This is a genomic window from candidate division Zixibacteria bacterium HGW-Zixibacteria-1 (assembly GCA_002838945.1).
Lineage (GTDB): Bacteria > Zixibacteria > MSB-5A5 > GN15 > PGXB01 > PGXB01.
Map to the genome: position 1 here is coordinate 33,357 of PGXB01000027.1, position 13,994 is coordinate 47,350.

Consider the following 13,994-nt stretch of genomic DNA (forward strand, 5'->3'; position numbering starts at 1 on the left):
GCTCCTGCTATTTTAGAAGTGCCTCGAAAACGGGGTTGCCCTTCAATCCCGCCAGATCATTATCTACGGCCGCCTGCTTTTTAAGTTTCGGATTAAGCGCCAGCGCCTTGGTGATCGCCTCGACGGCGCCATCTATTTTGCCGGCCGCCAGCCGGATGCAGGCCAGGTCGTAAAGAACCTCGGCATAATTCGGCGCCAGCCGGGCCGCCCGCTCCATCGGCTCCAGCGCCTCGGTATATTTCTCCTCGGTGAAAAGGGTCCAGGCATCATTCCAGGCATAATTCGTCTGCGCCAGGGTCAACAGCCGCCCCAGTTCCTTGAACGGCTCGGGATGATCATCAACACGGATATCGATGGCATGGTCGGTATAACCGCCGTACCCGGCCTTTGCCCTAACCACCAGCATTGCCGCCGATTGCTTGCCGCGGGAATCGCCTCCCATCGACTCGCCCGCTACCAGGGCATTGAAAAGACGATCGGCCAAAGTCCCTTCAGATGCAAGAAAGACCTTTTCCATCGCCATAACAACATCTTCACCGGCGAGAATATTTCCCTGAATCGCATAATTGGGGCCGGATCTTCCACCCGCCTAGGACAGACATGAATCACCGGTGTAGGTAATCGAACTGCCGTCGGCCGCGACAATCCCAACCTGGCGGCGGGTCGGACTCTCATCTGTCTTCAAGAGCGAATCCAGAACGTTCTTGGGAGTTAAACCGCTCTCGAGCAAGTCAATCCCGCGCCAGCCAAATGTCGTATTGGCGTACGCCTGCGTCGCTACCGCCCCGACATCCGCCCTCGCCCACGGCACGACATTGCCGACCGCAAAAAATTTCGAGGCCACTGCCACACCCAGTTCACCGGTGGCCGGATCACGCCCCACAATCGAAAAAGTAGAGATAAGCGGTTGGCGATCAGTTAAATCCACCTGAGCGGACAGGGTGTCGACAGGATCGGTGGATGATGCCGCTTCACTCGTTATCACCATCATTGCTGTCAGGCTAAGTGCAAGACAACAAATCAAATAAAATCTTTTCATGATACTTCTCCTTTGATTTCGATCATAGAATTATATGTCAGCTTGATAAAAGAATGTAACCTCGAAGTCAATCAGAATCTTGCTGCGAATACACTCCGGATTAATAATATACTATTTATTATAGATTTCTATTTCCCTAATTATACCATAACTCTATGTATTTATGAAACTTACGGACAAATATTTTTGCAATATTTGTGAATAATATAACATATTTCTTGCATCAATGCGCATAATTCATTATATATCGGCCGGAAACTATGGAAACGGTTGACAACAACTGCAGTATATACTGCTGTCCTTTTGTGATTTGGCGCTCCAGTGCCATGACGGTTGAAGCATGTCCGGCATTGGGGCTCTTTTCATTCAAATTCCGGAGTAAACAGCCTATCGATTAATGGTAACGGTGAAATTTAACTGAGCTGAAAAAAATAGCGCTTACTCGCGAAGAATTTGAAAGAATGGAATCTTTAAACAAAGGGGCAGCATCCATGACCCGCAGGTCTATTACACACCTCTATTTTACCCGCCATTTTATTATCCTCATTTTTCCCGCAATTCTCTGTTTACTGCTTGCTAAACCATCTTTTGCCTTAACCACCGTTAGCATGGAAGGCACCTCGGTCACACTTCACTGGACCGCACCCGGTGATGATGGTTCTATCGGCCGGGCCAGTTCATATCAAATTCGATGTTCCTTTAAAAATTGTGGAGTCGATACACTCGCCTGGTGGGGCCAGGCCACCCTTTGCCCGGGGGTCCCTTATCCCCGTCCGGCCGGATATCTGGACAGCTTTACCATTCAGGGCCTTGAACCCGATTCCGTCTATTATTTCGCCATCAGGGCGGTCGATGATGCCGGCAACTGGTCGGAAGTGTCAAACATTTATACCAACGCATATTTCTTATGCGCCGATATCAACAACGATGACAATATTAATCTGATGGATGTTATTTTTCTGATGATTTATTTGTACCGCCATGGCCCGGCGCCTGGCCAACTCGCAAATTGTGATGTCAATTCCGACGGCATTGTCAATCTCATGGACGGCACATATTTGGTCAGCTATCTTTATAAGGGCGGCCCGTTCCCGACCTGCAAATGACAGCGAATGATTTCAATGACCAGGTTCCTTAATAAAACCGGCCGATCGGGAGTTATCTCCGATCGGCCGCACTTCTATGAAGTTTAATTTCCGGTCTAGGAATAGATCAGCTTCAGTTCCTCGATACGCCGCCCGATATCGACCGTGTTGACACAACCGGCCATACATGTATCGCAATTGCGGCATGCATCCAGGCCGGATCTCCTCGGTATATCGTCCAGGGTAATGCGGGCCTGATGAAAATTGCCGTACTGCGCGGCATACATATGCGTCCGCATCAGATTGGGAACATCGGCGCCGTTGGGACAACTGGCCAGACAGCCGCGGCATTGCCTGCAGAAACCAAAACCAAGCTTGATTTGATTATCCTCCAGGAATTTCTTTTCCTCGGGAGCATAATCAAGATCGAAGGCCACCGAGAAGTCTTCATTCATATGCTCAAAGTTGGTATATCCGGGAATACTTGTAGTAATACTTTCATTTCTCAACACCCATTTCAGTGCCGCTCTGGCAATGGTCGAACTGCTGTAATTACGGCGCGATTCCGGATTGGGCCAGCGACCGCCCCCGGCCAGCGCTTTCATGGCGACAATCCCGACTCCCTTGTCCGCCCCATTTTTTATGGCCATCAGCAAATCGACGTCATCGGCCATTGTAAAGTTGACGGCCGTCAGGACAACATCCCAGCTTCCCTGCCGTGTCACTTCATTGATAATGCCGGTCATATTCGAATGCGTCGAAACACCAACAAAACGCACTTTTCCCTGATCCTTCAGCAGCTTCATCCCCTCAACTATGCCGGGATTGCTAACATCCGCGGTATCGGAGACATCATGCAAATACAAAATATCGACATAATCCATTTTAAGCCGCTGAAGACTGGCTTCACAATTGGCAATCAGTTTCTTCTTTGATTCTTCCGGATCGAGCCCATTGCGCTGCCCCGGCGTATGTATTTTGGTGCCGATAATTACCTTATCGCGAACCTTCAGCTTACTGATGACATTTCCCACCATCTGCTCGTTGCTTCCATACTGGTAATATGCGGCAGTGTCGAAATGCCTGACGCCCATCTCATATGACGCCTGGACGACTTCGGGATTATTGGCATTCATCATGCCCATGCTGATAATCGGCATCTTCAGCCCGGTGCGGCCCAGGGTCCGCTGAATGACTTCCTTTTTCGCCGCCGTTTCTTTTTTCTCAGTTACTTGCCCCAGCACGGCGGACGGCACCAGCCCTGCAATTCCGGCCGAGACGATACCGGCCGACGCGGCGGTCAAAAATTTCCGCCGATTGATTTCCGATGATGCTTTCGACATCGTCATAATACCCCCATATATATTAGTTTGACTCTCCTTGTTCCTGATTCAAACCCAGCCGATCCCTGGCATTATTCAGAATAATTTCTTTCATTCCGGGATCGATGGCTGTATCACCGGGCAGCACTTTCATGACTTGCTCATAACATTTAAGCGCCCCATCATTGTCGCCCGATGCCGTAAGCGCATCGGCATAACTATCCCAGCAATTGGCCGAATTAGGATAGGCAATGGTATTCAATCGAAATATCTGAACCGCATCATCGAGCCGATTGGACTGGAGCATTTCATAACCAAGCGCATTCATCATCACTTCGCGAAAGATCCGGTAGTCCGGATCCTGCAGCCTGAATTTCTCGAAAAGCTCTACTCCGCGCGCACTTCCTTCATTTCTGATGATATTGACAAATTCAGCCTCGAGGGGCGGAAGGTCCAATCCGGCCATAAACGTGAAATCGGCCGATTCCGAATCCGAAAGTCCGTCTTTGAATGTCCGGAGCTTGTCTGCATTCTTTCCGATAACGGCCTCGAAAAATTCCAGTATTGTCCGGCAAGCGGACCCGTAGCGCGTGCAGATTTGCGCCGATCTTGGAGTAGTTTCCATAAAAGCCTGCGAGGCAAAAAGAACGGCATGACTGAAATCGTTTCCAGTCATGCCATCACAGGCAAGAATATATCGGTCGGAATATTTAAGCGAATCAAGAACCGACAGATCATGACCGGCCTGGTCCTTACCGAAAACAAGCATCATGGGAACACTCATATCATTATAGATAAAATTCGGATTCGACCCCGAGTATTTCATAAAATCATCCGATATAAACGAACCCTCGATTACCGCGACCGCGTCGCCCTCCTTATTGCGCATCTGCATTATCAACGCGGTCAATCCCCCGAATCCAATACCCAATAGCCCCAGTTTGTCCCTATCCACAAACCCCATATCCCTGACAATTGAATACACAAATTCCTTGTCGCGTGTCATGGCTTCAATATCGGCCTCGGTGGGCTGAGGGTGAAATACCCTGACTCCCATTGAATGTGTCGTGGCAACGACATATCCATGACTCGCCAGCAACTCACATAGCACCAGATTTTCCGAAAAGCCGGCCATACTGTTGGCATGATATATGATCAGAGGAAATTTTCCCTGCGCATAGGGCGCATCCTTTACCGCCTTCATTTTCAGGTTCATGAAATCCTGCACCATGGCGCGATTATTATTCGTGAGCTGTGCCAGATAATTCAATTCCCTGGCCTGCATACCGGCAACAAGGATGTTGAACCTGCCGACATTGGGATATGGATATACGTACTCGCCATAAACCATCGATCCCGCTTCACTCGAGCCCGCCGCAGGATACCAGATACAAACCTGTATTGGTCGAGCCCGTTCCTCCGACAGCAGTTGCCCGTCATAATCATACTTCGGCATAAAACTTCTGGTATAGTCATATTTCTCAATCGTCATAAAGCCGATCTCATGCGGGCCGAAAACAAGACCCGAATCACCATCCAATGCCTGCGCCCTTACCACGGCAAAATTGAATAACAGACCGCAGGCAGCAGCGAAAAAGGCTATCCTGAGTGTCACATGTTTGCGAGCGAACATATTTCCCCCGATAAATTATACTCATCAAAATTATATTTCAGAAACGCCGCCAGGCGATTTTTATTCATATTTATTTTTGAAGTATTGAAGAGAAAAGATATTTTTATAAAAAGCCGCAATTTGAAGCTGACTCCGATTTAATAGTATCAACTTAACTCATAAAATATATACCAAAAACAATCGCCATAAAAGATATTTTCTGCACTTAATGAAGAATTGTATCTGGAAAATATTTCCAGAAGTTGTTCAGGATTATAATAATTCTTCAGTACCAGATGCTCGCTTCCATTCTGCAGCTTCCGCAGTTTAAATGTGTCCGGGCTGCCTTCCGGCCGGTGAAGGTCGCCGCCCAAACCCGGAATTAATACATTATCAGCCATAAAAACACGGGCGCCCGGTCCAAGGACTCGATGAAATGACTCCATAAAACTTTCAATCGCCTTTTTCGGTATATGCGAGAACCAGAAATTGGCCAGTCCCCCATTAAAATACCCGGGCTTGAACTTCAAACTATAGGCATCTTCCAGCATAAAATCAATCGGGCAACCGTACTTTCCGGCCTTTGCTCGGGCCAGCATCTCCGGTGAATTATCGACGGCACAAATATACTTGGCCGTTTCCGATAAGGACTTCGTCCAGTATCCGGTTCCGCAGGCGACCTCAAGCACCCTCCGACCGTCAAAATACCTTTTGACAGCCTCGGCGATTTTTTTCTGCTCCGCCTGACGAACCGGATCATCGCGGTTATATATTTCCTCATATTCTCCGGCTCTGAGATTGTAGTAATCTTCCATAAATTCACTCATTCAATCCTGTAATTCAATCAAAGCTCCAGTTCCATAAACCGCGCTCCCGGAACCGGGTTATGATAATATGGCTCAATATCGTAAAAACCGATTATTTCATAAAGGGCAATCGCCGAGGCCAGCTGCGGCACTGTGTCCAGACGCATTTTTTTATATCCTATCTCACGTGCCCGGGCAAGAAGCTCCTCTGCCAGTCTGCGTCCGGCCCCGTGTCCCCTGAATTCCGGGCGGACGAACAGCCGCTTCATTTCGCACGTATCATTGTCCATTTTGCGAAGGGCAATGCATCCGGCAATTCTGTCGCCATCCCTGGCCAGAAGCAGACAGCCGCCGGGAGGCGCATACTTCCCGGGAAAACTTTCCATCTCTTCCGCAAAATCCTGGAAATTAAGATCAAACCCTAAAAACTCCGCATATTCGGCTATTAGCAATTTGGCGGTCTCAAGCGACTCTTTATCGTAGGATTCAACTATCGTTAACATTACGTTATTCGCCCTGATGCACCATACGGATTTGTTTTCGGGATAACCTGGCTACTTGTGATAATTGAATATGGGAAGGACCTTAAAAGGCGCCGGATTGTTTCTGGCAATATTAACTATCCCGATCTGCAGTCCCCTGAGATTTTTCGCGAAATTTAAAAGACCGATTGATATTCCAATCATATCCCTCGTGGCATGGCAGTACGACGCAATCTTGACTCCTTTCAGCTCCCGGCCCTTGATTTCAAGACCGGCAATCTGCAGGCCGCTGATATAGTCGCCGCCGATACCGATTCCTCCGATCGTCAGACCGCTGATTTCATCCCCGCCAACGCCAATACCGCCGATGGCAATTCCTTTGATCTCATCCGCGCCGACGCCCACTCCGCCGATGGCAAGGCCATGGATAATATCGGCTCCAGTGCCGATGCCTCCGATTACGATGCCCTTAATTTGACTCGCGCCGACACCGATCCCCCCGATGCCGATACCCTGCAAATCATCGCAACCCAATCCAATCAGCCCGGCTGCGAATCCGTGAATACTGTTCCCGCCAAGACCTATCCCGCCGATGGCCACACCATTAACGGTATCAACCGCCAATCCTATTCCGGCCAGGGCCAGTCCATCGACCCGATCCGCAACCCCGGCAATTCCCCCTATTGCCACACCGGTCAGTCTGCTCATCGACGGCGCTACCACTGCCAGCGCCAAACCATTCATGACAAAATTCGGATTTTCATCCGGGTTCCAGAACGTAATATTCAGTCCGTTCACATTTCTGACATGTCTGTCAACCAGATTGAACCGTATGCCGTTCAGATAACTTGAGTTGCCGAAACTGAGACCATAATCATTGACCGTCAAACCATATGACCCGGCCTGAATTGCTCCCGAACAAATCGAAATAAAAAATACGGCTAATATGAGCTCTTTTTTCACGGTTCCACCTTCCAAAATTCATTACTCACGTACATACGCTACTTGAACCGAGTAGTTTCAATCTGTCTATTTCATTCTATCCTTCTGCCACTGTTGCAGAATTACTTTCCATCGCTCGGCCGACCTCGCGCTATAACCGCTTTGAAGCAGGTCGTTTATTTCAAAAGCCAGGCTGTCGGGAATCCACTCGGCCATTTCCTGAAATACTTTCCCGATATCAGCCAGCGTTTCCTCGGTGGTTTTGGCCTCGATTCTTTTTATCAAACCATCTTCGAATACCGCCACGCACCTCCGGTAATGATATTCATCGATGCCGGCCAGTCTCAGCCACTCGTTGATCTCCCTGACATCGAACAGAACCGAATCACCTTCGGTGCTCATATTGCGGAACTCAAGCTGGACATCGAGCACCGAATCGTATTCCGCCAGGCTGCGAATGGCCGCTTTCCCGTTCAGGGCCCGGTTATCCAGTATGAACGAGGCATCATCGGCAATCAGCGCCATGATATTGTCCACATTGTGGCTGTTGTATGTCACCTCATATTTCTTGAGCAGTCCGACCGAGTCCTGCCCCGAACATGCAAACATCAAAAGAAAGACAGATGCGAGTGTCATCATGATGCCCATTTTTTTTGTCATATATGCACCTCCTTTTATGTGGTCCGGCAGAAACAATTCGAATCCTTGTTGCATATCATTCTTGACGTCAATTCTCGGAGAGAATTGACCAAATCATTCTGACGGCAAACCGCGGAATAATTTGGCATTTGCCATTTATTCAAATCTTATATTTCTCAGAAAAATAGTACATTCTCCCCCGTTAATTTCTTTCAATGAAACCAATGAAAACGCACTTATCACATTGGACAAATCCTGATTCAATAAATCCATTTTAAATTCCTGCCAGGTCATGGATAAGGCTTTTCTACCCATGGAGACTTCATACGAATCCTTATAATTGAGATCGCGGAGTCCACCTGATTTGAATTCAATGACCTCGTTACCCCACCTACCCTTAGCCTCAAAGACAAGCCGATTAATTCCTGATAATGATCGACCCGGCTTATCACCCCAGTTGTTTTCAGGATACAACCAATATACCTGCAATCTATTACCGAAAGCATGTTCAAGCACAATTTTTATACTTTCAGATGTCCGCGAAACATCTATACCCATATGCGAATTGGCCATATCTCCCGTAAATCCAGAACAAGAAAAGTAGGCGTCAATATCCATCGGTAATGGTGGCATTTGAGAAGCTGCTTGTCTCGCGATAATTTCCGTTTCTTTCTCCGGCAGATATGTCGATACATCACCGATATTAATTTTATTTTGCGAGACAAGTGTAATCACGAGATCATGATATCTACCTAAATCATCGCTTAGAATTCTATTATTATCTTTCATGTCGATAATATTAATCACCAATGTAATTATTGTGGCAATTCCTGCAAGAATGGCAACAATAGCAGCAATAAGCCCAATATGTTTCTTTATTTTCACTTCTCCTCCAAATTTTAACAAAAATATTTTGGAATTAATTCGCTATTCTATAATGTTCTCGTCAAGGCCACCAACTGAAAACCTTCCCACCTATATCTCCTCCGTCAACTCCAGGAACCGCTTGTAGGGTATCGCCGTCCAGCTCTGCGATTCGAAGGCGCCGTGAGCCAGCGATATCATCGAAACCTTCGCCGCCGTTTCCGGGTCGGGGGCCTCATAAATATCCATGAAATCATATCCCCCCAGAAGTGCATAATGCGCCACGAATTTTACATCGGGGCATTTCTCCCGAACCTGGTCCAGCCAGGCCCGGCCGATTTTCGCCCGGTCCTTTATCTGCTTTGAAACCTCGGGCGAAAGCTTGGTCATAAGCACGTAAGTCGGCATGACAAACCTCCTTTATTGAAAACTCGATTTTCTATATTAAGCTTGGTCAATCTGCGATGATATTCCAGTATCCCGGTTCCATTATAATATATAATATATTTGAAAATCCGACAAGCAAAAGATTATTAACTCGATAAATATCATTGTCTTAACTGTAAGATAATGCGCCCTCAAAATATATTTCATGAAAACCGAAACTCTGTCGCCCGGGGAACCGTAATAAGGGCAGATATCACAGGCAACATATTATTTATTAAAATGATACTCTAAGTCAGACATTGATGTCGGAACCGTGTTCACACGGGAGGATTTTGTGGAACGTCATATAAAAACATTAGGGACCCTGCACATTATTTACGGATTCTTGCTGGTCTCCCAGAGTATCCTGGCCATGATCGGCATCAGATTGCTGAAAGTGCTGCTTCACAATATTCACGGGGCAATTTATGTCGGCAACAGGCTGCCGTATATCACTTCGGCAGTTTTGATGGATATCATCTGGGCCACGCTTATCATCATCCCGATGATTATTGCCATACCCTGTCTGGCCGGCGGGTTTGGACTATTGAACGAAAAGAGCTGGGGCCGCCCGGTCGCCCTGGTTGTCGGGATAATAATGCTTTTCAATTCTCCGCTTGGAACGGTTCTGGGAATATATACGATCTGGGTCCTGATGAAACCGGCACCGGTTGAAAACGTCGCCCACTCGACAGTCTGATCGCACGGCGACTTTTTATTTAATAACGGGTCGATCCGATCCGAATCCCATTATGATATTTATAATTGATATCAGATTTCCCGACTGCTTTCCCTCGAAATCACGACCGAATGTAAACGAGACGCTCTTGTTCCTGGCAATGGCATAGTCGAATTGAAGCGCCAACCTGTATTCATCATCCCCATCGGTCAAATTGGGATAATAGCGATATATTGCTTCCGCCGATAGCGACAGTTTTTTTACATTATCCAATATAATTCTGCTTCCGAAATCAATCACAGTGGAATCGCCATTATTATCATTTGTCAGACATCTTATAACGCCAAGCATACTCCATTTGCGCCATTCATAGCCGGCTGTCATCCATGCACCCCAGCGGCGGAATTTTCCTTTGTCAAAATCATTATTGGGGAAATCATAGACCATTCCTCCGGCAAAATCGGCCTTGAATCCAAGTCTCTTAAGTTGCCGATCAGTAATCAGCTTCCGCAGTCGCTCAATTATTGTCTTATTGTCTTCCAGAAATTCGGTATCGATATTGATTTTGGCATTTTCCCCGGCAGCAGTTCTTCGAGCAGAAATTTTTTCCAATATTTCTGCATAAACTTCGATTTCGGCATCCAGGCGGACACTGTCACCGCCATTTTCAATCCGATTCCGGAGAATGTCAATGGCTTTCGCGGCAAGTTCTTTGACAGCATCCAAAGAATCTGCTTCACTCAAGAATTCGTAAGCATACCGCTCCAGCAGGGATCTCGACAGACTGTCTATTTCTCTATCCATTTCTTCGATAATCCGCCCGCGAAATAATGAAAACCTTATACCCACGGCTTGTGATGTTACTGCCGAATCTTCAATGGCATCATCTATTGACGTCGTCAATGATAAAGACAGCGACTGAAGCAAATTTGCACCCGGCCTATTACTGGAGTAATCCTCATATTTGATTTTTTGTCCCCAAAATATCCAGTACGGCATAATTTCCACCGCCATGTTCCTGGGGAAGTTATTCAAATCGTTTGTATTATTAAGAATGCTTATCATCAAGTCATTTGATGTACCGGGCCGTTCGACGGCAGCCGGCTCAATTCCCATTAGTACAAAACCCGGCGATGCCGGCGGCAACAACATATCAAAAGAGACTGTCCCATCATTTTCCTCATTATCTGCATCTGCCGCGAAAAGTGGACAATGCAAAAATAACATGGCAAATAGCGCGAAACCGACTCCAGATATTATTTTCATTTCACCATCCCCTTTAGAAATTAGATAAATTCGACATTAAAGACATAAAATTTCACATCCCCGTGCTTTTCAACGCCGGACTGAAGCATTTCCTTGAAATCCTTGCGCCCTCCCTTTAACTGATAGGTAACGCTGGTCTCATTTGTCTCGACTCTTTCATCCCTGACCATTGTGGTACAGTTCAGGATTTGACGTTTCAGGTCCTTTCCTGTCCCGGGTAACACGAGTGAAAATGAGTCGATCTTGTTATCTCCTATTTTCAAATCATTCAAGTAAACGGTCGACTCCGCCCTTTGCCCGTGACCAATCTCCACGACAAATTCCACGGGCTTATCCGATTTAATAATGTAGAACGTACTGAGATAGGTACCCATATAAACCTCCTTATGGTTATTAAATCTTCTCCCAATGATGCCGGGCGATGATGATATTCGAGAAGATCCGTCTATTTTCTGAAAATATATAACCCAAAATATTAATACTATTTTAATTTGCCGCTTTTGGAGATCAATGTCAATAGAAAATTAAGGATACAAACAAAACCGGGGCGGGTTCCTTCCGCTCCGGTTTATAAAATAAATCTAAGTTGTTTTCTTTTTTTTATTTGGCCCTGGTATAGGTGATCTCGAGCATCTTGAACTGTTCGGCGCCGCCGGTCATTTCCTTGTTGTAAAAAACCGTCGTCAGGATAAATTTATCTTTATCGATGATCTGGATGGCCTGGTCATATTTCTGGGTAAAGCCGGCGATAACATCGACCTCTTCACCGTACATCGTGATCACTTTGGTCGTATCATTATAACCGCCCGCCGCCGTCACATAAAAAGTCCCCCAGGTATCGTAACCAACGAAGGTATACTTATTACTACGCCGGTCGAAACCAAGGATGGTCAATGTTTCGGTGTACATCTCCCCTTCGCCGCTTTCGGAAGTCATCTCCAGAAACCTGCCTCCAAGAATCATTTCATTGACAGCTTTGCCGGAAAAGTCAATCGGCACTGCGCCCGGCATCGGCATGATCCAGCCGGTCATATCCCATTTCCCTTCAAGACCGGCCAGCAGTGCATGCTCCGGGCCCGGCTGCGACAGCCGCATGGCTTCTTCCATCCATGGCGCCTGCTCCGGTACCGCCTCTTTTTCGCTTTGCGCAAATATCGCGGCCGGAACCGTCAGCGTCAACAGCATCAAAATCGTTCCCAACCTCATTTTAATTCTCCCTTCTGTGGTGTTTGTGTTATTCAAAATAGAACATTATTGATTATGCGTCAATCACATCACACCGGTAAAAAAATATTATTCCGGGTTCTTTTCGATTTTCCTGAAAACATAACCTCCGGTCTCGGCGCCCCAGACCTGGTTGCCATCGGCGTCAAAACCCCGATCCCAGCTTCTCATGTGGTCGGAAGCGATGACCACTTCCGAGGTGGCATAGGCGGCCCCGCGAAGCGTGCTCTCACAGCCGGTCCCGACCGTCGAGCCGACAAACTTATCCTCAACCTTTCTCAAAACAATCGTGCACCCCTCGCGCAAACTGAGCGAGTCGGGCGTCAGATGTTCCAGCGGCAGTTCTTTCTTCCAGTCGCCGGCGAATCGAAGCGGCTCCTCGATAGTGTAAACGGCGCTCTCGAACGTGGAGTCATCAAGCTGGCTGATACGGTACACGCGCTGACGGTATGGTGTCTCGAGAGTGGCCGCTGTCGCCTGTTCGACATACAGCCAGTGCGCATCGGAACGCTCTTTCCAGATCGGAACCATCTCCAGCCGGATATCAAGATAACTCGAATCGGCCGCGGCCTGTTCCTGCGATGAAAACGAACCGTTCATATATGACAGCAGAAGCTCCAGATCGGAGATATTTTTCGGCGCCTCCTTCTGTGTCCCGCACGCCAGGATAATTATTATGGGAATCATTGAAATCAATGCGATGCATTTCCTGATGTCCATCAGTCCTCCTTGAAAATGAAATTCACGCACCAAAGGGAAATAAGATACATGTTTTAACAGATTTTTAAAGGGAAAAATGGGGCCGCATGCAAGACATGGCGCCCCGCTCATTGGGTTGGTGAGAATGGATCAGGCGAAATAATCCATCTCGTCCGGTAAGCTTCGGAAGAGACACCGGGCTATCGGTGCAACGCGGCGTAATAAAATTGCCATCTTTTTCGAGGTGATTTTGACGAATATTTCCTTGTACTATATAATGTCCCATTCGGTTACAGGAAATTGGCTTTGTTTTTGCGTTTTTAAATATTTTCAAGACTTGTTCCCCCGCGAAAAAATAGCCTGCCCCGGATTAAGGTATGGACAATCCACATTTTTGACACACTCTTAGACATAGTTATATTATTACTCCTCTATAATACCCCCTCGCGACCAATTTACCATCGATTTGATGCGAAAATTGTCAAGAATAATGTGATTGACAGATTTTATTCATTTAATGAATAAGTATAAAATGGCAGATTCACTCGAAATTCCATATCGCAGAAACATCCGTCTGAAAGATTTTGATTATGCCACCGAAGGCGCGTATTTCGTTACCATTGGTACGTATGAGAAACAATGTCTGTTCGGTGATGTGATCGATGGCGAGATGCGGTTGAATGAAGCCGGGGTGATGATGCGGGAGGAGTGGTTGATGACGCCACGCCGTTATCCCAATATTGTTTTAGATGAATTTGTCATCATGCCCAATCATTTACATGGGATAATAATTGTAGGGGCGACCCTTGCTGTACAGTATCATGAGATCCGAGACAGTATGTCTCAGAACATATGAAACACTTGTTGTGTTCTTGACACTGGTATAACCAACGGTTTTGTTCTTTTGGT

The 13,994-nt window shown here is 47.0% G+C and carries 15 protein-coding genes and 1 pseudogene; 3 read left to right on the forward strand and 13 right to left on the reverse strand.

Annotation, left to right across the window (positions count from 1 at the left end; genetic code table 11):
* Positions 1-7 precede the first annotated feature (7 nt).
* A pseudogene (locus tag CVT49_10770) lies at positions 8-991 on the reverse strand (DUF1028 domain-containing protein).
* A gap of 509 nt (positions 992-1,500) precedes the next feature.
* Between CVT49_10770 and CVT49_10775 the strand changes: the two are divergent.
* A complete protein-coding gene (locus CVT49_10775) occupies positions 1,501-2,145 on the forward strand; it encodes a hypothetical protein (GenBank protein ID PKK83019.1) in 645 nt (214 codons plus the stop codon).
* Positions 2,146-2,240: 95 nt separating this feature from the next.
* On the opposite strand, the gene CVT49_10780 is transcribed toward CVT49_10775, so the two are convergent.
* From CVT49_10780 to CVT49_10815, 8 genes are all read right to left on the reverse strand, one after another.
* Positions 2,241-3,473 (reverse strand): oxidoreductase, encoded by a 1,233-nt coding sequence (locus tag CVT49_10780; protein PKK83020.1) that lies wholly within the window; start codon positions 3,471-3,473, stop codon positions 2,241-2,243.
* Between the two features lie 16 nt (positions 3,474-3,489).
* The gene (locus tag CVT49_10785; protein ID PKK83021.1) at positions 3,490-5,079 is read right to left on the reverse strand and encodes a hypothetical protein; all 1,590 of its coding nucleotides are present in this window, start codon (positions 5,077-5,079) and stop codon (positions 3,490-3,492) included.
* Positions 5,080-5,225: 146 nt separating this feature from the next.
* Entirely contained in the window at positions 5,226-5,885 is a 660-nt protein-coding gene (locus CVT49_10790; protein PKK83022.1) for a class I SAM-dependent methyltransferase, read from the reverse strand.
* 17 nt (positions 5,886-5,902) lie between these two features.
* Positions 5,903-6,367 carry a GNAT family N-acetyltransferase gene (locus tag CVT49_10795; GenBank protein PKK83023.1) on the reverse strand — a complete coding sequence of 155 codons (465 nt, stop codon included), beginning with the start codon at positions 6,365-6,367 and terminating at the stop codon, positions 5,903-5,905.
* A 51-nt stretch (positions 6,368-6,418) separates the two neighbouring features.
* On the reverse strand, positions 6,419-7,309 hold the full coding sequence (locus CVT49_10800; protein ID PKK83024.1) for a hypothetical protein: 891 nt from the start codon (positions 7,307-7,309) through the stop codon (positions 6,419-6,421).
* Between the two features lie 66 nt (positions 7,310-7,375).
* On the reverse strand, positions 7,376-7,948 hold the full coding sequence (locus tag CVT49_10805) for a hypothetical protein (protein PKK83025.1): 573 nt from the start codon (positions 7,946-7,948) through the stop codon (positions 7,376-7,378).
* Positions 7,949-8,083: 135 nt separating this feature from the next.
* Complete coding sequence (locus CVT49_10810; GenBank protein ID PKK83026.1) at positions 8,084-8,812, reverse strand: hypothetical protein; 729 nt, start codon at positions 8,810-8,812, stop codon at positions 8,084-8,086.
* A gap of 90 nt (positions 8,813-8,902) precedes the next feature.
* The gene (locus CVT49_10815; protein ID PKK83027.1) at positions 8,903-9,199 is read right to left on the reverse strand and encodes a GYD family protein; all 297 of its coding nucleotides are present in this window, start codon (positions 9,197-9,199) and stop codon (positions 8,903-8,905) included.
* A 313-nt stretch (positions 9,200-9,512) separates the two neighbouring features.
* Here CVT49_10815 and CVT49_10820 point away from each other — a divergent pair, with 313 nt between their 5' ends.
* The gene (locus tag CVT49_10820) at positions 9,513-9,917 is read left to right on the forward strand and encodes a hypothetical protein (protein PKK83028.1); all 405 of its coding nucleotides are present in this window, start codon (positions 9,513-9,515) and stop codon (positions 9,915-9,917) included.
* A gap of 15 nt (positions 9,918-9,932) precedes the next feature.
* Here CVT49_10820 and CVT49_10825 read toward each other — a convergent pair whose 3' ends face one another.
* The 4 genes from CVT49_10825 to CVT49_10840 form a co-directional block, all read right to left on the reverse strand.
* Positions 9,933-11,162: a hypothetical protein gene (locus CVT49_10825; protein ID PKK83029.1), complete on the reverse strand. Its 1,230-nt coding sequence runs from the start codon at positions 11,160-11,162 to the stop codon at positions 9,933-9,935.
* A gap of 20 nt (positions 11,163-11,182) precedes the next feature.
* Positions 11,183-11,536 (reverse strand): hypothetical protein, encoded by a 354-nt coding sequence (locus CVT49_10830; GenBank protein PKK83030.1) that lies wholly within the window; start codon positions 11,534-11,536, stop codon positions 11,183-11,185.
* Positions 11,537-11,762: 226 nt separating this feature from the next.
* Positions 11,763-12,368, reverse strand: coding sequence for a hypothetical protein (locus tag CVT49_10835; GenBank protein ID PKK83031.1), 606 nt, complete (start codon positions 12,366-12,368; stop codon positions 11,763-11,765).
* Positions 12,369-12,455: 87 nt separating this feature from the next.
* Positions 12,456-13,217, reverse strand: a complete 762-nt coding sequence (locus CVT49_10840) for a hypothetical protein (protein PKK83032.1) — start codon at positions 13,215-13,217, stop codon at positions 12,456-12,458.
* 385 nt (positions 13,218-13,602) lie between these two features.
* Between CVT49_10840 and CVT49_10845 the strand changes: the two genes are divergently transcribed.
* Positions 13,603-13,941 (forward strand): hypothetical protein, encoded by a 339-nt coding sequence (locus tag CVT49_10845; GenBank protein ID PKK83033.1) that lies wholly within the window; start codon positions 13,603-13,605, stop codon positions 13,939-13,941.
* The last annotated feature ends 53 nt before the right edge of the window (positions 13,942-13,994 follow it).